Source organism: Micromonospora sp. S-DT3-3-22, from assembly GCF_015354745.1.
Lineage (GTDB): Bacteria > Actinomycetota > Actinomycetes > Mycobacteriales > Micromonosporaceae > Micromonospora > Micromonospora wenchangensis.
In genome coordinates, this window is sequence record NZ_JACGMO010000034.1 from 1 (window position 1) to 19,907 (window position 19,907).

The following is a 19,907-nucleotide window of genomic DNA, read 5'->3' on the forward strand; positions in this document are numbered from 1 at the left end:
CGGCCCGCCCGGTCGCCGCCGCCCCGTGGCCCCAGCGACGGTACGCCCCGCAGCGGCTCGCCCCGCTGGCCACCGGTGCCGGCGTCACCGTGGCGGTGGTCGACTCGGGCGTCGACCGGCGGCACCCCCAACTCCGGGGGCGGGTGCTCGACGGCGCGGACTTCCTCGACCCGGGCGGCGACGGCACCCGGGACTGCGCCGGTCACGGCACCGGGGTGGCCAGCATCATCGCCGCCGGGGAGGCCGGCGGGGTGGCCTTCCGGGGGCTCGCACCCGACGCCCGCATCCTGCCGGTACGGGTCAGCGAACAGCAGGTCGTCGAGGGGCGGGAGGCGGGGCGTACGGTCAGCGCCGCCGGTTTCGCCCAGGCCGTCCGGTGGGCGGTGGACCACGACGCCGACGTGCTCAACCTCTCCGTCGTCCTGTACGCCGACGACCCGGCCGTACGCGACGCGATCGACTACGCGCTGCGGCGGGACGTGGTCGTGGTGGCCGCCGCCGGCAACCTGCACGACGGCGGGGACCCGCTGCCCTATCCGGCGGCGTACGACGGGGTGCTCGGCGTCGGCGCGGTCACCCCGACCGGCGTGCGCGCCCCGTTCTCCCAGGTCGGCCCGTACGTCGACCTGGTCGCGCCGGGCGGTGACGTGCTGATGGCCGCGCCGGGGCGGGGTCACCAGCGGGCCGAGGGCACCAGCTACGCCGCCCCGTTCGTGGCGGGCACCGCCGCGCTGCTGCGGCAGTACCGGCCGGAACTCGATGCCGCCGGGGTGGCCCGCCGGATCGTCGGCACCACCGATCCGGCGCCGGGTGGCCGGGAGGGCGGTTACGGTGCCGGCGTGCTCAACCCGTACCGGGCGGTGGTGGAGACCGGTGGTGCCCCCCGGCCGGCCACCCGCCCGACGACGGCCCTGCCGGTGCCGCAGGCCGATCCGGCGCTGCTGGCGCAGGGGCACCGGCGGGCGGCGGCCCGGCAGCGGGCGTTGCTGGTCGCCTCGGCCGTCGGCGGGACGGTGCTGGTGGCGGTGCTGCTGGCCGTGGTGCTCCCCCGGGGCGTCCGCCGCCGCTGGCACCCGGCCGGCCCGGCCTGACGGTGACGCCCGACCGTCGACCGGCCGGACGTCACCGCCGCAGCACCGCCGACCGCGTCACCATCGGGGAGCCACTCGGCGAGCCGGGCGGCACGGCGCGGGCCGCCGGGCCCGCCGGGACGCCGCCCGGCTCACTGGAACAGGCCGGTGTTGCGCTTCTCGGTGTCGAGGTAGTCGGCGGCGGAGTCGTCGACGGCGAGTTTGATGTCCCGCAGCATCGCCTGGAGATCCTGCGATGCGGAGCGCCACCGCGCCTGCCGCTGCTCGTACGCCCGGCGGGCCTCGCCGTCCCAGCCGGCGACCAGTGGGGCGGCGTCCCGTTCCAGCTGGCCGAGCTGCGCGTCGAGGGTGTTCAGTGCCTTCTGGATGTCCGCGCCGGCCTGGTGCAGCGCGGCGAAGTTGACGACCAGCACACCGTGGTCCATCGGATCGCTCCTCCCGGAGATGTGGTTAGAGCGGCAGTTGGATGCCGCGACTGGTGCCGGCGACCCGGCCGGCGGCCTCGGTGTCCGAGGCGTCGTACTGGCGGCCGGCGGTGCGCAGGGCCGCCGCGGTCTCCCGCAGGGCCCGTTGCAGCACGGCCTGGTCCCGCCCCCACTGCTGCTTGACCTGCTCGAAGGAGCGCCCACCGGCGCCCCGCCAGGCCTGCTGCAACACCTCCAGCTCGGCCATCAGGCCGGTCAGCATGGCCTGCAACGACTGGTCCACCTGCTCGAACCTGGTGGCGGTGTGGTGCATCACCGCCGCTTCTGCCTGGGTCTGGGACACCCGGACGTCACCTCGTCTCCCCGGTCGGGGCCGACCGCCGGCCGTCCACTGCGGACGGGGCGTCCGTCGGCATGGGACCGGACGGACCTGGTCGGCGAATCAGTCGCTGACGGTAGTCGCACCGTCGCCGTTGTGCTACCCCGTCCCGCTCCCCTGTGGACAACGCGCCCCGACGTCGGACGGCGGGACCCCACCGGGCCGACCGGGCCACTACGATGGGTCACGCTCCCGTCGCATTCCGGTCCCGGCCGGAGGTTGATGGCGGGGCATCCCGACGACCGACCAGGGCGGGCACACGGAGGAGACGTGGTGACGGCGAGCACGACCGACCGCCCGCTGCGGCGGACCGCCGAGGCCCCACCCCGCCCCCGCACCGGCACTGCCGTACACCCCGGTCAGTTCGTCGCCACGCAGGTCGCACTGGCGCTGCCGGTGGCCGCGTACGGCCGCGGGCCGGTGCCGGCGGTGCTCGCCGCGGTCGGTGCGGTGGTCCTGGCCGGTCTCGGCTGGGGGCGCTGGCGCGGGCGGTGGCTGTTCGACTGGTGGGGCACCGCCGCCGGGTTCCTCACCCGCCGGCACGGCCTGCCCGCCGACACCGCCCCGGAAGCCCTGCTGGACCTGCTGCTTCCCGATGCCGCGCTGGCCGGCGTGGAGTTGGCCGACGGGCCGGCGGCGGTGGTCGACGACGCCACCGGGCTGACCGTCCTGCTCGACCTGGGCGACCCGGGCGACCTGCTCGGCGACCGGTCCCACCCGCTGCCGGCGCCCGGCACGCTGCTGCCGCCGGCCGGGCCGGAGCAACCGCCGGTGCGGGTGCAGGTGCTGCTGCACGCCGTACCGGCCCCGGCGGCGGCCGGTGGCGCGGCCGGCACCTCGTACCGGCAGTTGACCGAGGGGCGGCTGCCGGGTCAGGAACGGGCCCTGCTCGCCGTCCGGGTGGTGCGGGCGCCCGGCTGGTCCGACACGGACCTGCGCCGGGCGCTGGCCGGCACGGTGCGGCGGATCGTCCGCCGGGTGGGGCCGCTGCCGGCCCGCCCGCTGGGCCGGCACGCCGCGCTGCGGGTGCTCGCCGAACTCGCCCACCACGACCCCGGCCGGCCGGTGCGCGAGAGCTGGTCGACGCTGTGCGTCGGCGACCAGCACCAGGCCGCCTTCCGGTTGGTCCACTGGCCGGACGCCCGGGTCGACCCGGGTCGCCGGTTGGTGTCCCGGCTGCTGGCCCTGCCGGCGACCGCCACCACCGTCTCACTCGTGGCCGGCCCGCAGGCCGGCGACACCGCACCACCGACGTGCCTGACGGTACGGCTGGCCGCCGCCACGCCGGTCGCGCTGGAGCACGCCGCCGGGGGGTTGTGCCGGCTCGTCGCCGACGCCGGTGGTGAGCTGCGCCGGCTCGACGGCGCGCAGTTGCCCGGCCTGGCCGCCACGTTGCCGTTGGCGGTGCCCGGGGCGGCCACGCCGGGGGTCGAGCCGCCGGAGCTGACCCTGGGCGGGGCGGGGCTGATGGTGGGGGCCAACCGGCACGGCGGTGCGGTGACCGTCCGGCTGTTCCGTGCCGAGGGCACCCGGCTGGTGCTGGTCGGCGGGCTGGCGGCGGCCCAACTGCTGGTGCTGCGGGCATTGGCGCTGGGGGCCGGGGTGCTGGTGCAGACCGGTCGGCCACGCGCCTGGGAGCCGTTCGTACGCGGGGTCGGCGGGCAGCAGGGCGGGGTGGTGGTGGTCCCCACCGGGCGGGCGGTCGGCGTCACCGGTTCCCCGCTGCGTCCGCTGCTGGTGGTGGCCGACGCGGGTACGGCGGCCGGCGAACCGCCACCCGGGGCGGGATGGGTGTCCACCCTGGTGGTCCGGGACGAGTTGACCCCGGCGGACGTGGACACCCTCGGCCGGGCCGACCTGGCGGTGCTGCAACCCCTCGACCCGCCGGAGGCCGCCCTGGCGGGTACCGCGCTGGGGCTGGGGGGTGCGGCGGAGTGGTTGACCCGCATCCGCGACGACATGGTCGCGGTGGTCAACCGGCGGGCGCTGCGCTGGGCGCTGCTCTCGCCCACCCCGATCGAGTCGCAACTGGTCGGTCGGCCCGGCCGGCGCTGACCGCACGGACCCGGTGGTTTCCCTGGCTGGACCGCACGTGGCACGATCCCGGCCATGGATTTTCTGAAGGGCCTTCTGATCCGGCTGGGTTCCACGGTGGTGGCCTTCTGGCTGGCGACGCTGCTCATCCCCGGCATCTCGCTCGACACCGGTTCGGCCGGCGAGGCGATCGTCACCCTGGTGCTGGTCTCGGTGATCTTCGGCGTGGTCAACGCGGTGCTCCAGCCGGTCATCAAGACGGTCGGCTGCGGCTTCTACCTGCTCACCCTCGGGCTGATCGCCCTGGTCGTCAACGGGCTGCTGTTCCTGCTCACCAGCTGGATCGCCGGGCAGGCGGACCTGCCGTTCCACGTGGACGGGTTCTGGCCCGAGGCGGTGCTGGGCGCGCTCCTGGTCGGCATCGTGACCTGGATCCTCGGGGCCGTCCTCGACCGCGACTGACCCGGTTGCCGGCCGCCGCCCCGACCGGGGTGGTGGCCGGCCGGGGCGGCCACCGGACGGGAATTGGCTGGCGGGACGGCCACCGGGTGGGGCTAGCGTGGCGGGGTGTTCTCGTTGACCCATCCCGACGGCTGGCAGCTCGACACCGACCCGGAGCGCATCGACCGGGACCGGGTGCACCACTGGCTCTCCACCGACGCCTACTGGGCGCTCGGGCGCAGCCGGGAGACGACGGAGCGGGCCTTCGCCGGCTCGATCCCGTACGGCGTCTACCGGCCGGAGGACGGCGGGCAGGTCGCGGTGGCCCGGGTGGTCACCGACCGGGCCACCTTCGGCTGGCTCTGCGACCTCTACGTCGCCCCGCAGGCGCGGGGCCGTGGCCTGGGTACCTGGCTGGCCGGCTCGATCCGCGACCACCTTGCCGGGTACGGCGTACGCCGGATCGCGTTGGCGACCGCCGACGCCCACGGCGTGTACGCGAAGCTGGGCTTCACCCCGGCGCCCCCGGCCCGGTGGATGGAGTGGGTGAACGAGCGGTGACCCCGCTCACCGGAAAGGAGCCTGATCCGGCCTTACCCCTTACGGTGGGATCGTGACTCCGCTGCGGCTCGGCTACCTCTACGGCTTTGGTGCGTACCTGATCTGGGGTTTCATCCCGCTCTACCTGAAGTTGCTCCGCCCGGCCGGGCCGATGGAGATCCTCGCCCACCGGATCATCTGGTCGGTGGTGTTCGTCGCGCTGCTGCTCGCCGCCATGCGCAACGTCGGCTTCCTGCGGTCACTGGCCCGCCGCCCCCGGACGCTGGCCGGGATCGTCGTCGCGGCGGCGCTGATCGCCGTGAACTGGGGCACCTACATCTACGGGGTGAACTCCGCCCGGGTGGTGGAGACCGCCCTCGGCTACTTCATCAACCCGCTGGTGTCGGTGCTGCTCGGGGTGCTGGTGCTGCGGGAGCGGCTGCGCCCGGCCCAGTGGGTGGCGCTCGGGGTGGGAGCGGCGGCGGTCGCGGTGCTCACCGTCGACTACGGCCGGCTGCCCTACCTGGCGTTGATCCTGGCGGCCAGCTTCGCCGGCTACGGGTTGGCCAAGAAGCGGCTCGGGCTGCCGGCGGCGGAGGGGCTGTTCGTCGAGTCGGCGGTGCTGGCGCTGCCCGCCCTGGGCTACCTGGGCTGGTTGGCGAGCCGGGGCGGGTCGACGTTCGGCCAGGTCTCGGCCGGGCACACCGCGCTGCTGGTGGCGGCCGGAGCGGTGACGGCCGTCCCGCTGCTGCTGTTCGCGGGCGCGGCCAACCGGCTGCCGCTGACCGCGCTCGGCATGCTCCAGTACGTGGCCCCGGTCCTCCAGCTCGGCTGCGGCGTGCTGATCTTCCACGAGCCGATGCCGCCGGCCCGGCTGGCCGGATTCACCCTGGTCTGGCTGGCCCTGGTGATCTTCAGCCTGGACGCGCTGCGGCACGGCCGCCGCACCCGGGCCGCCGCCCGCGCCGCCGCGCCGCTGCCCGCCGCCGCCCACTGAGCCACCCGACCGTCGCCCGGCCTCCGGGGCTCAGCGGACGTCGTAGCTGAGCACCAGCGTCCCGTCGGCCCGCAGCAGTTCGAGGCGGACCAGTTCGGCGTCGGTGAACCGGGTCGCCCCGCGCAGGTTCACGTCGTCGCCGGGGGCGGCCAGCCAGGAGGCGATCTGTTCCGTCGCGTCGTCCGGGCCCCGGGCCACCAGCCGGAACGTGTACGCCTTGCCGTAGCCCGCCGTCGCGTCGTACCCGCAGTGCATGGTGACCTCGGTACCCCACTTGGTGCCGCTCAGCCCGATCTCGGCGTGCACCGCCGGGGTCTTGGCCGCCACCGGCGCCATCGACACCATCCGTACCGCCTGGGTGGTCGGCGCGGGCGTCGGGGCCGGGCGCAGGGCGGACGCCCCGGCGACGCCCAGCACCAGGGCGAACCCGGCGGCGACGAGGGCGGTCAGCGCGTACCGTCGGCGGTTGCGGGCCCGTTCCCGGCGGCGGCGGTCCCGGGCGGTGGCGATCAGGTCGGGCACCCGGCTGACCTCGGGCGGCGGCGGGAGGAACTCCTCCAGCGTGGTCGGGTCGAGCCGGCCCAGCAGGCCCGGCAGCACGGCGATCTCGGCCACCGCGTCCCGGCACGCCGCGCACCCGGCGAGGTGCCGCTCGTAGGCGGCCCGGTCGGCGGGGGCGAGCGCACCCAGCACGTACGCGCCGTCGTCGTGTGCGAACTCGCAGCGGGTCATCCGGTCACCCCCATCTCGGCCAGGGCCAACCGTAGTGAACGCAGCGCGTAGTGGGTGCGGGACTTGACCGTCCCCGGCGGCACCCCCAGCCGGGCCGCCGCCTCGGCCACCGAACGGCCCTGGTAGAAGCACTCGACCAGCACCTCCCGGTGGGTGGGGCTGAGCCGGTTGAGCGCCTCGGCGATGGTCCAGGCCTCCACCGCGCGCTCCGCTTCGTCCACCGTCTCGGGTGGTTCGGGCAGGTCGTCGGTGAACACCTCGCCGACCCGGGTCGACCGTCGTCGCCAGGCGTCGATCGCCAGGTTCCGGGCGGTCGTGAAGAGCCACGCGCGGACCGAGCCGCGACGCGGGTCCAGCGACTCGGGGTGACGCCAGGCCCGCAGCAGGGTCTCCTGCACCAGGTCCTCGGCCCGGGTGCGGTCCCCGTTGACCAGCCGCAGCGCGTGCGCGTAGAGCGCCTCGGCGTGCTCGTCGTGCAGGGCGCGCAGCAGTTGGGCGTCGTGGTCGCTGATGGTGATCCCCTCGCTTCCCGCCCGACAGGTCCGGCGAACGTGTCCGCCGGTTATTACGCGCCGTGACCCCGATCGGTTCAGCGGTGACTGCTGTTCACATCCGGTTCACACCGCGTCCGGGGGCCGCTCACCCCGTCCTGGCAGCGTCCGCCCGGTACGCACGTCGCGCAGGTGACAACGGCGTGCCACCGACCTGCTTCCAGGAGGCTCCCTTCCATGAGCGACCGTCCCCGGATGCTCCCGCTGCTCGGCACCACCCGGCACGGTAGCCGCGATGCGATGACCTGCCTGTACCGCTGCGGCAACGCCTGCGACCATCCGGTACCCAACACCTCCGACAACACCTACTTCGGCGACCTGGTCGAGGGTGAGGTGACCCGGCGGGGCGTGGTCCGGGCGGGTGCGGTGGGCGCGCTGGTGCTCGGCTTCGGCGGTGCCGCCGCCGGTGCGCTGGCCGGGGCCGCCCCGGCCGGTGCCGCACCGGCCACCCCGGTGGTGCCGGAGGTGGGCGACCCGACCGCGCCGCAGCGCGGCGTCGGCAACGGCGCGTTGACCTTCAAGCCGATCCCGCCGAACCAGCTCGACACCCTGGTCGTCCCCAACGGGTACGACCACCACGTGGTCATCCGTTGGGGCGACCCGGTGCTGCCCGGTGCACCCCGGTTCGACCTGCACGGGCAGACCGCCGCCGCCCAGGCCAAGCAGTTCGGCTACAACAACGACTTCGTCGGGGTGCTGCCGCTGGACCGGCGGGGCAGGCGGGCGCTGCTCGTGGTCAACCACGAGTACACCAACGAGGACCTGATGTTCCCCGGCTTCACCGGCCTGGACAACCTCACCGTCGAGCAGGTGCGCACCGCGATGGCCGCGCACGGCATGTCGGTGGTGGAGCTGGAGCGGGTGGACGGCACCGGGCAGTGGCGGGCGGTGGGCCAGGGCCGGCGGCCGTACAACCGGCGGGTCACCGCGCTGGCCACGAAGTTCGAGCTGACCGGCCCGGCCGCCGGCTCGGCGTGGCTGCGTACCGCCGCCGACCCGAAGGGCCGCACGGTGGTCGGCACCCTGAACAACTGCGCCGGTGGGGTCACCCCGTGGGGGACGGTGCTCTCCGGCGAGGAGAACTTCAACCAGTACTTCGTCGGCGCCGACGCCGCACCCGCCGAGCTGAAGCCGAAGTTCGACAGGTACGGCATCACCACCACCGCCCGCTACCCCAGCGGCAGCCGTAAGTGGGAGCGGGCCGACGAGCGGTTCGACCTGGCGAAGCACCCCAACGAGGCGCACCGGTTCGGGTGGATCGTGGAGATCGACCCGTTCGACCCGGAGAGCCGCCCGCGTAAGCACACCGCGCTGGGCCGGTTCAAGCACGAGGGCGCCAACGTGATCGTGGCCCGCGACAAGCGGGTGGTCGCGTACATGGGTGACGACGAGCGCTTCGACTACCTCTACAAGTTCGTCTCCGACAAGAAGTTCATGCCGGGCGACTCCTGGGTGGCCCGCAAGAACAACCTGACCCTGCTGGAGTCGGGCACCCTCTACGTGGCGCAGTTCGGCCAGACCAGCGCCGCCGAGATCGACGGTTCGGGCAAGCTGCCCGCCGACGGCGCGTTCAACGGCACCGGCCGCTGGATCAGGCTGGTCAGCGGCAACCGCTCGTACGTCGACGGGATGACCGCCGCCGACGTGCTCACCTTCACCCGGCTCGCCGGGGACAAGGTCGGCGCGACCAAGATGGACCGGCCGGAGGACGTCGAGCCGAGCCTGCTCACCGGCAAGGTGTACGTGGCGCTGACCAACAACACCGACCGGGGCAAGGCCGGCAAGCCGGCGGCCGACGAGATCAACCCGCGCAACCTCAACAAGCACGGGCAGATCCTGGAACTGGTCGAGGACCGGGGCGACAACACGGCGGAGTCCTTCACCTGGTCGCTGCCGATCGTCGCCGGTGACCCGGCCGACCCGTCGACCTACTTCGCCGGGTACGACAAGACGAAGGTCTCGCCGATCTCCTGCCCGGACAACGTCGCCTTCGACGCCACCGGCAACCTCTGGATCTCCACCGACGGCAACGCGTTGGGCAGCAACGACGGCCTGTTCGCCACCGCCGTCGAGGGGCCGGAGCGGGGGCACCTGAAGCAGTTCCTGACCGTGCCGCTGGGTGCGGAGACCTGCGGGCCGTTCATCACCGGCGACAACCGGTCGGTGTTCGTGGCCGTGCAGCACCCCGGTGAGATCACCGGCGCGTCGGTGGAGAAGCCGGCGTCGACCTGGCCGGACGGCGACTACGCCAAGCCGGGCGTGGTGGTCACCTGGCGGCTCGACGGCGGCCCGATCGGCAGCTGACGCCCGTCCCGGGTCGGCCCCGCCGGGCCGGCCGCGAAGGCCCTCTCCCGCTTCGGTCCGGGAGGGGGCCTTCCCCGTGCGCCGGGCGGGGATGCTCAGAGGTCGGCGGCGATGCCGTCGGCGACCGCGCGGGCGGCGGTGAGCAGCTTGGCACGTACCACCCGGGCGGAGGTCATCATCTCGCTGGCCGGCAGGGCGCAGGCCAGCACCACCCGCCGTTCCATGTCCTTGTCCGGGGTGACCAGGACGGCGGCGCACGCCACCCCCTGCCGGAACTGCCCCAGCTCCAGCTGCATACCCCGCCGGTCACCGGCGGCCAGGTCCGCCTCGAACGCCTCGGGGCTGGTCAGGGTGGCGGTGGTGAACGGCCGCATGCCGTAGTCGCGCAGGTAGCGCAGGCGCTGCTCGGTGGTGAGGGTGGCCAGCAGCGCCTTGCCCAGGGCGGTGGCGTGCGCGCCCTCGTCGAAGCCGGGGACCATGTCCTCCAGGTACGGCGAGCGGGCCCCCTCGGCGACGGCGGTGACCGCCACCTGGCCGCCGACGAACCGGCCCAGGTAGTGGCTCCACCCGGTGTCGACGGCGGCCCGCCGCAGCGACTCGCCGACCGCGGCCGGGCCCCGGAACGCGGTGACCAGTTCCCGGTAGCGGTCGGCGATCTCCAGGCCGACGATGTAGGTGCCGTCCTCGCGCCGGATCACGTAGCCCTCGTAGGCCAGGGTGCGGACCAGGTGGTACGTGGTGGCGACGGTCAGCTCGCAGCGCCGGGCGATCTGTTTGACGGTCAGGCCCTTCGGAGCACGGCCGACCGACTCAAGCACGCGTAGCGCGCGGGAGACACTTCGGATCAGATCCGAAGGTTCCGCCAGGGGGTCACGCACAACCACCTCCGCAGCCGGGGACTTACACCATATGAAAAACCCGGCCGGGACGGAACGCCCGTTCGGGTGGAGGATGCCAGATCAGGCGGTATACGGCGGGTTCCCGGGCGACACGCCGAGGGTTGTCAGGAACACGACCCGCGTAGGTTGGGCGCACGATGACCGACACCGCCCTCAGCCGTACGCCGGGCCGGCCGACCGTACGCCCCCTGCGGGCCGGCGGCGGGGCGGTCGCCACCACCATCGCCAGCGTCCTGCCGGTCTTCCTGGTCGGCGGGCTCGCCGTACAGATGGGCGACGACCTGGGCTTCTCCCCCGCCGGGCTGGGCCTGGCCGTGTCGGTCTACTTCGGCGTCAGCGCCCTCGCCTCGATGCCGTCGGGCCGGCTGGTGGAGCGGATCGGCCCGGCCGTGGTGGCCCGCGCCGCCATCGGACTCGCCGCCGGCTGCCTGCTCGCCATCGCCGGACTGGCCCGCTCGTACCCGGTGCTGGTCGGCCTGCTCGCGCTCAGCGCCGCCGCCAACGCGCTCGGCCAACTCGCCAGCAACGCCGCGCTGGCCCGGCACGTGCCGGCCCGGCGACAGGGCCTGTCGTTCGGGGTGAAGCAGGCCGCCATCCCCGCCTCCACCCTGCTGGCCCGGCACCGCCGGCTGGCGCTGGGCGTTCGTGGCCGCCGCCGGGGCCGCGCTGGCCGCGCTGCCGGCCGTACCCCCGCAACCTCCCGGACCGGTACGGGAGCGCGCGGCGCAACGCGGCGGCGGGGCCACCACGGCGCTGGTGGTGGTCGGCGTGGCGGCCACCCTCGCGGCGGGGGCCGCCAACGCGCTGGGCACCTTCGTGGTCGACTCGTCGGTGCACCGGGGCCTCGCCCCCGGCCCCGCCGGACTGGTGCTCACCCTTGGCGGCGCGGTCTGCGTGGCGGCCCGGATCGGCGTCGGCTGGCTGGCCGACCGGCGTGCCACCGGTCACGTCGCGCTGATCGCCGCGATGCTGGTGGTCGGAGCCGTCGGGTTGGGGCTGCTGGCGGTGGCCGGGGCGGTGCCGCTGACCGTCGGGGTGGTGCTCGGCTTCGGGCTGGGCTGGGCGTGGCCCGGCCTGATGAACTTCGCGGTGGTCCGGCTGCATCCGCAGGCCCCGGCCGCCGCCACCTCGATCACCCAGACCGGGGTGTACGCCGGCGGCTGCCTCGGCCCGCTCGGTCTCGGTGCGCTCGCCGGAGCCGGCGGCTACCCGGTGATGTGGCTGACCGCCGGGGTCGCCATGCTCCTCGCCGCCGTCCTCATGCTCACCGGCAGCCGGCTGCTGCGCCGCTCCGCCGCGCCCTGAGCGGGCCGGCCCCGGGACGGTACGGGGTTCAGCTGGTGCGGTCGGCGATGTAGTCGCAGAGCGACTCCAGCGCCTGCCGGGCCGGAATCCGCGGCAGCGGCGTCAACTGGGCGCGGGCATCCTCGGCGTAGCTGCGGACGGTCTCCCGGGCCCGCTTGAGCGCCGGGGACTCCCGGAGCAGGCCGAGCGCCTCGGCGTGCAGCGCGTCGTCGACCAGCGGGCCGGTGGCCAGGATCTCCCGCAGCCGCACCGAGGCCGCGTCGGAGTCGTCGCCGGCCAGCGCGTAGAGCACCGGCAGGGTCGGCACCCCCTCCCGCAGGTCGGTGCCGGGTGTCTTGCCCGACTGCACCGACTCGGACGCGATGTCGAGCAGGTCGTCGGAGAGCTGGAAGGCCACCCCGATGGTCTCGCCGTAGCCGGCGAGGGCCTCGGTGTGCTCCTCTGACGCCCCGCCGAACATGCCGCCGAAGCGGGCCGAGGTGGCGATCAACGAGCCCGTCTTGTCGGCGATCACCCGCAGGTAGTGGTCGACCGGGTCCTCCGTACGGGGGCCGACGGTCTCGGCGATCTGCCCGTGCACGAGCCGGGCGAAGGTACGCGCCTGGAGCCGTACCGCCTCCGGACCGAGGTCGGCGGCGATATCGGCGGCCCGCGCGAAGAGGTAGTCGCCGACCAGGATGGCCACCGAGTTGGTCCAGCGGGAGTTCGCGCTGGGCGCGCCCCGCCGCACGGCGGCCTCGTCCATCACGTCGTCGTGGTAGAGGGTGGCGAGGTGGGTGAGTTCCATCACCACGGCCGCCGGCACGACCTGCGGGCCGGCCGGGTCGCCGAACTGCGCGCCCAACGCCACCAGCAACGGCCGGAACCGCTTGCCGCCCGCCTCGACCAGGTGCCGGGCCGCCTCGGTGACGAGCGGGTCGGCGCTGGACACGCTGGCCCGCAGCTCCACCTCGACGTCGTCCAGCAGGCCCAGCACGGACGCCTCGACCCGTGGATCGGCCAGATGCACGCCGAGCGCGCCGACCTGACCCGTGCCCGCCCGACCCCGACGACCACCGGAGCCGACGGCACCTGAACGCTCCCCCGCCGGAATCACCACACCATCAACCATGCCACACCCGTTCGACCTGCTCCGGACGGGGGATACGGCCGTGGGGCCGGCACGCCTGCGCGCACCGGCCCCACGGTCGTACGGAACGGATCACCTGACGAATGCTGCCGCGTCCGTCGCCAGGTCGAGCAGGGGCGCCGGCAGCACGCCGAGGATCAGGGTGGCGGCCACCCCGATCATCAGCGCGGTGGCGGTCAGCCCACCCGGTACCGCGACGGTCGGGGTGGTCTCGCCCGGCTCGGAGAGCCACATCATCACCACGACCCGCAGGTACGGGAAGGCCAGCACCATGCTGGTCAGCACACCGGCCACCACCAGCCAGGCGTGCCCGCTCTCCAGCGCCGGGCCGAAGACCGCGAACTTGCTCATGAAGCCGCTGGTCAACGGGATACCGGCGAAGGCCAGCAGGATGAAGGTGAAGACCCCGGCGTAGAACGGCGAGCGGCGGCCCAGCCCGGCCCAGCGGGACAGGTGGGTGGCCTCCCCGTCGGCGTCCCGGACCAGGGTCACCACGGCGAACGCGGCGAGCACCGAGAAGCCGTACGCGGCCAGGTAGAACATCGTGCCGGAGACGCCCGCGCCGGTCGGGGCGAGCACCCCGACGAGCAGGTACCCGGCGTTGGCGATCGACGAGTACGCCAGCAGCCGCTTGATGTCGGTCTGGGTGACCGCCAGCACCGCGCCGATCAGCATGGTGAGCACCGCCACCACCCCGAGGACCGGGGTGAAGTCCCAGGCGGCCTGGTCGAACGCCACATGGAAGACCCGCAGCAGGGCGCCGAACGCGGCCACCTTCGTGCAGGCCGCCATGAAGCCGGTGACCGGGGTGGGCGCGCCCTGGTAGACGTCCGGGGTCCAGACGTGGAAGGGGGCGGCGGCGGCCTTGAACAGCAGGCCGATGGCGATCAGCGCCATCCCGGCGAACAGCAGCACCTCGCTGGACGGGGACTCGTTCACCGCGGCGTGCACGGTGGCGAAGTCGACGCCTGCCGAGCGGCCCGGGATGCCGGCGGTGAAGCCGTACACCAGGGCCACGCCGAACAGGAAGAACGCCGAGGCGTACGCGCCGAGCAGGAAGTACTTCATCGCCGCCTCCTGGCTCAGCAGCCGCCGGCGACGGGCCAGCGCGCAGAGCAGGTAGAGCGGCAGGGAGAAGACCTCCAGCGCGATGAACATGGTCAGCAGGTCGTTCGCCGCCACGAAGATCAGCATGCCGCCGATCGCGAAGCTGGTCAGCGGGTAGACCTCGGTCGCCCCGTTACGTCCCTCGGCCTGCTGCCGGTCGTCGGCCGACTCGGCGGTCACCGCCGCCTGGGCGACGAACGCGCCGCCGCGCTCCACCGACCGCTCGCCGATCAGCAGCAGCGCCATCGCGGCGAGCACCAGGATGGTGCCCTGGAGGAAGAGGGTGGGGCCGTCCACCGCCAGCGCCCCGCCCGCCGTGACCAGCCGGGCGTCGGCGCTGAGCACCACCATCACCAGCGCGGCGAGCACCGCCAGCAGGGACAGCGAGAGCTGCACCAGGTGCCGGCGGCGGCGCGGTACGAACGCCTCCACCAGGACGCCGAGCAGGGCGACCCCCAGCATGATCAGGATCGGGGAGATCGCCGCGTAGTCGATCGACGGCAACTTGAGTTCGGTCATCGCAGATGCTGCCTTTCGCCCGCGACTGCGGGGCTCACTCGCTGCGCCCGTTCGCTCCTCGCGCTCACTGTGCAGCCTCCTGGACGCTGCCGACCTCGGGGGCGGGATCGGTCTTGCCGACGTCCTGCATGGTCGCCTGGACGGCGGGGTTGATCACATCGGTGACCGGCTTCGGGTAGAAGCCGAGCAGCACGATCAGGGCGATCAGCGGAGCGACCACGACCTTCTCGCGCAGGGTGAGGTCGCGGTGCATCGCCTTGACCTCGGTCAACTCCGGGTTGAGCGTGCCCTGGGTGGTGCGCTGCACCATCCACAGCACGTACGCGGCGGCCAGGATGATGCCCAGCGTGGCGATCACCGCGACCGGCTTGTTCACCGTGAAGGTGCCGATCAGCACCAGGAACTCGGAGACGAACGGCGCGGTGCCGGGCAGCGCCAGCGAGGCCAGACCGGCGAAGAAGAGCACCCCGGCCAGCAGCGGGACCAGCTTGCCCGCCCCGCCGAAGTCGGAGATCAGCGACGATCCCCGGCGGGCGATGAGCATCCCGACGACCAGGAACAGCAGGCCGGTGGCCAGCCCGTGGTTGAGCATGTAGAGCACCGCGCCGGTGCCCGCCTGGGTGGTGAAGGCGAAGATGCCGACCCCGATGAACCCGAAGTGCGCGATCGAGGTGTACGACACCAGCCGCTTCAGGTCGGACTGGCCGACGGCGAGCAACGCGGCGTACAGGATGCCGATCAGCCCCAGCGCCAGCGCCCACGGGGCGAACCACTTCGACGCCTCCGGGAACAGCGGCAGGCAGTACCGCAGGATGCCGAACGTGCCGACCTTGTCCAGCACGCCGACCAGCAGCGCGGCGGCACCCGCCGGGGCGGCCCGACCGGCGTCCGGCAGCCAGGTGTGGAACGGGAAGAACGGTGCCTTGATCGCGAAGGCGAGGAAGAAGCCGAGGAACAGCCAGCGCTCGGTGCCGGTGGAGATGTCCACCTGGGTCAGCGTCTGCCAGTCGAAGGTCTTGCCGCCGACCACCCACAGGCCGATCACGGCGGCCAGCATGAACAGCCCGCCGACCAGCGAGTAGAGGAAGAACTTCACCGCCGCGTACTGCCGCTGGTGGCCGCCGTAGCTGCCGATCAGGAAGTACATCGGCACCAGCATGACCTCGAAGAACACGTAGAACAGGAAGACGTCGGCGGCGGCGAAGACGCCGATCATCGTGGATTCGAGGACGAGCAGCAGGGCGAAGTAGGCCGGCACCGACCGCTTCGACGCGTCGGCGTCGTGCCAGGACGCCAGGATCACCAGCGGCACCAGCACCGCGATCAGCATCAGCATGACCAGCGCGATGCCGTCGACGGCGAAGGTGAAGTTGACGTCCCAGGTGGGGATCCACGGGTACGACTCGCGGAACTGGAGCCGGTCACCGTCGGCCTGGAAGGAAACCCACATCACCACCGACAGCGCCAGCACCAGCAGCGACCAACCGAACGCCACCTGCTTGGCCAGGTCGGGCCGGCGACGCGGCAGGAAGGCCACGACCAGGGCGCCGACCAGCGGTGCCACGGTCAGCACCGAGAGGAACGGGAAGTTGGACATTATGCGGCCTTACCTCCGTCGTGGATGCGGGGCCCGCCGGCGGGGGCGGTCGCATTGAGGTCGATCACGCCAGCCACCCCGCCTGCACCGCCAGGAACGCCGCCACCACGAGCAGCGCGCCGGTCAGGATCGAGGTGGCATACGACCGGACGAAGCCGGTCTGCCACCGCCGGAGCCGACCCGAACCGCCCCCGACCCCGGCGGCCAGGCCGTTGACCAGCCCGTCGACGCCCCGGTTGTCGAGGAAGACCAGCGCCCGGGTGAGGAAGATGCCCGGCTTCTCGAAGACCACCTCGTTGAAGGCGTCCGTGTAGAGGTTGCGCCGGGCGGCGGTGACCAGCACCCCGGCGGGCTGCGGCGCGGTGGCCGTGCCGTTGCGGAACAGCGCCCAGGCCAGCCCGGCGCCGAGCACCGTCACCACCAGCGACAGCGCGGTCAGCAGCCAGTGCGGCAGCACCGCCGCGTGCTCGGCGTGCTCGCCGCCCAGCCCGGCGGTGGCGGTCAGCCAGTCCGGCACGGAGGTGGCGAGCAGGAAACCGGCGCCGACCGAGCCGATCGCCAGCAGGATCAGCGGGATGGTCATCAGCTTCGGCGACTCGTGCGGGTGCTCGATGTCCTCGGTCCACCGCTTCGGGCCGTGGAAGGTCAGCACGAACAACCGGGTCATGTAGAACGCGGTGAGCCCCGCGCCGAGCAGCGCCGCCCCGCCGAACAGCCAGGCCGTCCAGCCCTCCCGCTCGAACGCGGCCACGATGATCGGCTCCTTGGAGAAGAAGCCGGAGAAGGGGAACATGCCGATGATGGCGAGCCAGCCCATCATGAAGGTGATCCAGGTGATCTTCATGTACTTCGACAGCCCGCCGAAGCGGCGGATGTCCACCTGGTCGTTCATGCCGTGCATGACCGAGCCGGCACCGAGGAACATGTTGGCCTTGAAGAAGCCGTGCGCCAGGAGGTGCACGATGGCCAGCGCGTACGCCGCACCGCCGAGGCCGACACCGAGGAACATGTAGCCGATCTGGCTGACCGTCGACCAGGCCAGCACCCGCTTGATGTCGTCCTTGGCCGCGCCGATGACGCAGCCCATCAGCAGGGTCAGCGCGCCGACGCTGACCACCACGAGCTGGAGGGTCTCGTTGGCCGAGAAGATCGGGTTGGACCGGGCGATCAGGTAGACGCCCGCGGTGACCATGGTGGCGGCGTGGATGAGCGCCGACACCGGGGTCGGGCCCTCCATCGCGTCCGGCAGCCACGCCTGGAGCGGGAACTGACCGGACTTGCCGGCCGCGCCGAGCAGCAGCAGCAGGCCCAGCACCAGCACCGTGCCGCTGGCCAACCCGCCGACGGATGAGAAGACCTCGTCGTACTGGGTGGTGCCGAGGGTGGCGAACAGGATGAAGATGCCGATCGCCAGGCCGGCGTCGCCGACCCGGTTCATCAGGAACGCCTTCTTGCCGGCGGTGGCCGCGCTCGGCCGGCCGTACCAGAAGGAGATCAGCAGGTACGACGCCAGACCGACGCCCTCCCAGCCGAAGTAGAGCATCACGTAGTTGTTGCCGAGCACCAGCAGCAGCATCGCGGCGACGAAGAGGTTGAAGTACGCGAAGAACCGTCGCCGGCCCTCGTCGTGCGCCATGTACTCGACCGCGTACAGGTGGATCAGGAAACCCACCCCGGTGATCAGCAGGACGAAGACCGCGGCCAGCGGATCGAAGAGCAGACCGAAGTCCACCCGCAGGTCGCCGACCGTGATGAAGTCCCAGAGGCTCAGCTCGACGGACTTGTTCTCCAGCCCGCGCAGCTGGAAGAACGAGGTGAGCCCCAGCACGAACGCGGCACCGATCGCGGCCACGCCCAGCCAGTGCCCCCAGCGGTCGGCCCGCCGGCCGAGCAGCAGCAGGATCGCCGCGCTGGCCAACGGGATCGCCACCAGCAGCCAGACGCTGCTCAGCAGGCCGTCCGCCGCCGCGTAGGTGACGGCGCCGGCCGGCTCTGCCTGGGCGTACGTCAGAATCTCATCCACCGCAGGGCCCCTTTAGTACTTCAGCAGGTTGGCGTCGTCGACGCTCGCGGAGCGCCGGGTCCGGAAGATCGACATGATGATCGCGAGCCCGACCACGACCTCGGCCGCCGCCACCACCATCACGAAGAACGCCATGATCTGTCCGTTGAGGTCACCGTTGATCCGGCTGAAGGTGACCAGCGTCAGGTTGGCCGCGTTGAGCATCAGCTCGACGCACATGAACAGCACGATCGCGTTACGCCGCACCAGCACGCCGACCGCGCCGACGGTGAACAGCACCGCGGCCAGGATCAGGTAGTAGTCGGGGGTCACCGGACCGACCTTTCGTTCGCGACTGCGGGGCTCCGCTTCGCTGCACTCCTCGCGCTCACCGAGGCCACGCCGCCGTTCGCGACTGCGGGGCTCCGCTTCGCTGCACTCCTCGCGCTCACCGTTCCGTCCCCTTCAGGGTGGTTTCCTCGGCGGTCAGCTCCCGCTGCGGCAGGATCGCCGGGGTGCTGCGGTCGGTCAGCCGGCCGTCGGGCAGCCGGGCCGGGGTGGCCACCGAGGAGGAGGTGGCGAAGACGCCCGGACCGGGCTTCGGGCCCGGGTAGTTGCCGGGGCGGAACCGGGCCTTCATCGTGGCGACCTGGTCCATCTTGTCTTCCTTGCGCCGCTCGATGTGCGCCAGCACCATCGCCCCGATCGCCGCCGTGATCAGCAGCGCGGAGGTCAACTCGAAGGCGAGGACGTACTTGGTGAACAGCAGCCGGGCGATGCCCTGCACGTTGCCCTCCGCGTTGGCCTGGTCCAGGCCGACGGCGGTGACCCCGTTCAGCGCCCGGTACAGGCCGGTGCCGACCAGCCCGGCGAAGCCGAGGCCGAGCACCACCGCGGCGATCCGCTGGCCGCGCAGCGTCTCGATCAGCGAGTCGGAGGCGTCCCGGCCGACCAGCATCAGCACGAACAGGAACAGCATCATGATCGCGCCGGTGTAGACGATGATCTGCACCATGCCGATGAACGGCCCGGCCTGGAGCACGTAGAACACGCCCAGGCAGAGCATGGTGAGCACCAGGAACAGCGCCGAGTGCACGGCGTTGCGCGCCCAGACCATGCCGATCGCGCCGATCAGCGCCAACGGGGCGAGGATCCAGAAGGTGACCTCCTCACCCCCGGACACCTGGCCCGCCGCGGCGAGCACCGTGGACGTGTTCATGCTCCGGCTCCCTTGCCCGCCGCCCGCTGGGCCGCCTGCTCGGCACCCGGGAACGTCACCCCGGGGTGCTCCTCGACCCGGTAGCGGCCGGGCCCCATCGGCGACTGCTCGGCACCGGCCGAGGTGCCCGGGTTGGTCAGCGCGCCGACGTAGTAGTCCTTCTCGCTGTCACCGAGCCGCATCGGGTGCGGCGGCTGCTCCATGCCTTCGAGCAGCGGAGCGAGCAACTGCTCCTTGGTGAAGATCAGGTCCTGCCGGTTGTCCCGGGCCAGCTCGTACTCGTTGCTCATGGTCAGCGAACGGGTCGGGCAGGCCTCGATGCAGAGCCCGCAGAAGATGCACCGGGCGTAGTTGATCTGGTAGACGCTGGCGTACCGCTCACCCGGCGAGAAGCGCTGCTCGTCGGTGTTGTCGCCACCCTCGACGTAGATCGCGTCCGCCGGGCAGGCCCAGGCGCACAGCTCGCAGCCGATGCACTTCTCCAGGCCGTCCGGGTGCCGGTTGAGGATGTGCCGCCCGTGGTAGCGCGGCGCCGAAACCGGCGGCTTGAACGGGTAGTCGGTGGTGACGACCTTCCTGAACATGTGCGAGAAGGTGACCCCGAAGCCCTTGAACGTTCCGGTGATCGCGCCCACG

At 72.9% G+C, this 19,907-nt stretch carries 18 protein-coding genes and 1 pseudogene; 7 read left to right on the top strand and 12 right to left on the bottom strand.

Features of this window, described 5'->3' with window-relative positions; all coding sequences use genetic code 11:
- The coding region (gene mycP, locus H1A17_RS12580; protein WP_194821933.1) for a type VII secretion-associated serine protease mycosin at positions 1-1,091 on the top strand (1,091 nt) is incomplete at its 5' end.
- 131 nt (positions 1,092-1,222) lie between these two features.
- Here mycP and H1A17_RS12585 read toward each other — a convergent pair.
- Together H1A17_RS12585 and H1A17_RS12590 are read right to left on the bottom strand one after the other, a co-directional pair.
- Positions 1,223-1,516 carry a WXG100 family type VII secretion target gene (locus H1A17_RS12585; RefSeq protein ID WP_088646135.1) on the bottom strand — a complete coding sequence of 98 codons (294 nt, stop codon included), beginning with the start codon at positions 1,514-1,516 and terminating at the stop codon, positions 1,223-1,225.
- 25 nt (positions 1,517-1,541) lie between these two features.
- The gene (locus tag H1A17_RS12590; RefSeq protein WP_145917482.1) at positions 1,542-1,859 is read right to left on the bottom strand and encodes a WXG100 family type VII secretion target; all 318 of its coding nucleotides are present in this window, start codon (positions 1,857-1,859) and stop codon (positions 1,542-1,544) included.
- A 258-nt stretch (positions 1,860-2,117) separates the two neighbouring features.
- On the opposite strand from H1A17_RS12590, the gene eccE reads away from it, so the two are divergent.
- The 4 genes from eccE to rarD all read left to right on the top strand — a co-directional run bounded on the left by eccE (position 2,118) and on the right by rarD (position 5,907).
- Positions 2,118-3,950 carry a type VII secretion protein EccE gene (gene eccE / locus H1A17_RS12595; protein ID WP_194821934.1) on the top strand — a complete coding sequence of 611 codons (1,833 nt, stop codon included), beginning with the start codon at positions 2,118-2,120 and terminating at the stop codon, positions 3,948-3,950.
- 54 nt (positions 3,951-4,004) lie between these two features.
- Complete coding sequence (locus H1A17_RS12600) at positions 4,005-4,391, top strand: phage holin family protein (protein ID WP_145917480.1); 387 nt, start codon at positions 4,005-4,007, stop codon at positions 4,389-4,391.
- A 105-nt stretch (positions 4,392-4,496) separates the two neighbouring features.
- Complete coding sequence (locus tag H1A17_RS12605; RefSeq protein ID WP_145917479.1) at positions 4,497-4,931, top strand: GNAT family N-acetyltransferase; 435 nt, start codon at positions 4,497-4,499, stop codon at positions 4,929-4,931.
- A gap of 52 nt (positions 4,932-4,983) precedes the next feature.
- A complete protein-coding gene (gene rarD, locus H1A17_RS12610; protein WP_145917478.1) occupies positions 4,984-5,907 on the top strand; it encodes an EamA family transporter RarD in 924 nt (307 codons plus the stop codon).
- A 30-nt stretch (positions 5,908-5,937) separates the two neighbouring features.
- On the opposite strand, the gene H1A17_RS12615 is transcribed toward rarD, so the two are convergent.
- Both H1A17_RS12615 and H1A17_RS12620 read right to left on the bottom strand, forming a co-directional pair.
- Positions 5,938-6,639: a zf-HC2 domain-containing protein gene (locus H1A17_RS12615; protein ID WP_194821935.1), complete on the bottom strand. Its 702-nt coding sequence runs from the start codon at positions 6,637-6,639 to the stop codon at positions 5,938-5,940.
- The gene (locus H1A17_RS12620; protein WP_228543438.1) at positions 6,636-7,130 is read right to left on the bottom strand and encodes a sigma-70 family RNA polymerase sigma factor; all 495 of its coding nucleotides are present in this window, start codon (positions 7,128-7,130) and stop codon (positions 6,636-6,638) included. Before H1A17_RS12620 ends, H1A17_RS12615 begins: the two co-directional genes overlap by 4 nt.
- A 237-nt stretch (positions 7,131-7,367) precedes the next feature.
- Here H1A17_RS12620 and H1A17_RS12625 point away from each other — a divergent pair, with 237 nt between their 5' ends.
- Positions 7,368-9,494 carry a PhoX family phosphatase gene (locus tag H1A17_RS12625; protein WP_194821936.1) on the top strand — a complete coding sequence of 709 codons (2,127 nt, stop codon included), beginning with the start codon at positions 7,368-7,370 and terminating at the stop codon, positions 9,492-9,494.
- Between the two features lie 95 nt (positions 9,495-9,589).
- On the opposite strand, the gene H1A17_RS12630 is transcribed toward H1A17_RS12625, so the two are convergent.
- Positions 9,590-10,372, bottom strand: coding sequence for an IclR family transcriptional regulator (locus tag H1A17_RS12630; RefSeq protein WP_088646144.1), 783 nt, complete (start codon positions 10,370-10,372; stop codon positions 9,590-9,592).
- Between the two features lie 158 nt (positions 10,373-10,530).
- On the opposite strand from H1A17_RS12630, the pseudogene H1A17_RS12635 reads away from it, so the two are divergent.
- Positions 10,531-11,698: pseudogene (locus H1A17_RS12635) on the top strand (MFS transporter).
- A 28-nt stretch (positions 11,699-11,726) separates the two neighbouring features.
- Here H1A17_RS12635 and H1A17_RS12640 read toward each other — a convergent pair.
- The 7 genes from H1A17_RS12640 to nuoI all read right to left on the bottom strand — a co-directional run bounded on the left by H1A17_RS12640 (position 11,727) and on the right by nuoI (position 19,906).
- Positions 11,727-12,809: a polyprenyl synthetase family protein gene (locus tag H1A17_RS12640; RefSeq protein ID WP_145917474.1), complete on the bottom strand. Its 1,083-nt coding sequence runs from the start codon at positions 12,807-12,809 to the stop codon at positions 11,727-11,729.
- A 90-nt stretch (positions 12,810-12,899) separates the two neighbouring features.
- On the bottom strand, positions 12,900-14,453 hold the full coding sequence (nuoN, locus tag H1A17_RS12645; RefSeq protein ID WP_145917473.1) for an NADH-quinone oxidoreductase subunit NuoN: 1,554 nt from the start codon (positions 14,451-14,453) through the stop codon (positions 12,900-12,902).
- Positions 14,454-14,517: 64 nt separating this feature from the next.
- Positions 14,518-16,050 carry an NADH-quinone oxidoreductase subunit M gene (locus H1A17_RS12650; protein WP_145917472.1) on the bottom strand — a complete coding sequence of 511 codons (1,533 nt, stop codon included), beginning with the start codon at positions 16,048-16,050 and terminating at the stop codon, positions 14,518-14,520.
- 64 nt (positions 16,051-16,114) lie between these two features.
- Entirely contained in the window at positions 16,115-18,073 is a 1,959-nt protein-coding gene (nuoL, locus tag H1A17_RS12655) for an NADH-quinone oxidoreductase subunit L (RefSeq protein ID WP_145917471.1), read from the bottom strand.
- A 12-nt stretch (positions 18,074-18,085) separates the two neighbouring features.
- Positions 18,086-18,385 carry an NADH-quinone oxidoreductase subunit NuoK gene (gene nuoK, locus H1A17_RS12660; RefSeq protein WP_067300503.1) on the bottom strand — a complete coding sequence of 100 codons (300 nt, stop codon included), beginning with the start codon at positions 18,383-18,385 and terminating at the stop codon, positions 18,086-18,088.
- A 115-nt stretch (positions 18,386-18,500) separates the two neighbouring features.
- Complete coding sequence (locus tag H1A17_RS12665; protein WP_145917470.1) at positions 18,501-19,271, bottom strand: NADH-quinone oxidoreductase subunit J; 771 nt, start codon at positions 19,269-19,271, stop codon at positions 18,501-18,503.
- A complete protein-coding gene (gene nuoI / locus H1A17_RS12670; RefSeq protein ID WP_067300509.1) occupies positions 19,268-19,906 on the bottom strand; it encodes an NADH-quinone oxidoreductase subunit NuoI in 639 nt (212 codons plus the stop codon). The genes H1A17_RS12665 and nuoI overlap by 4 nt, the downstream gene beginning before the upstream one ends.
- Position 19,907 lies beyond the last annotated feature (1 nt).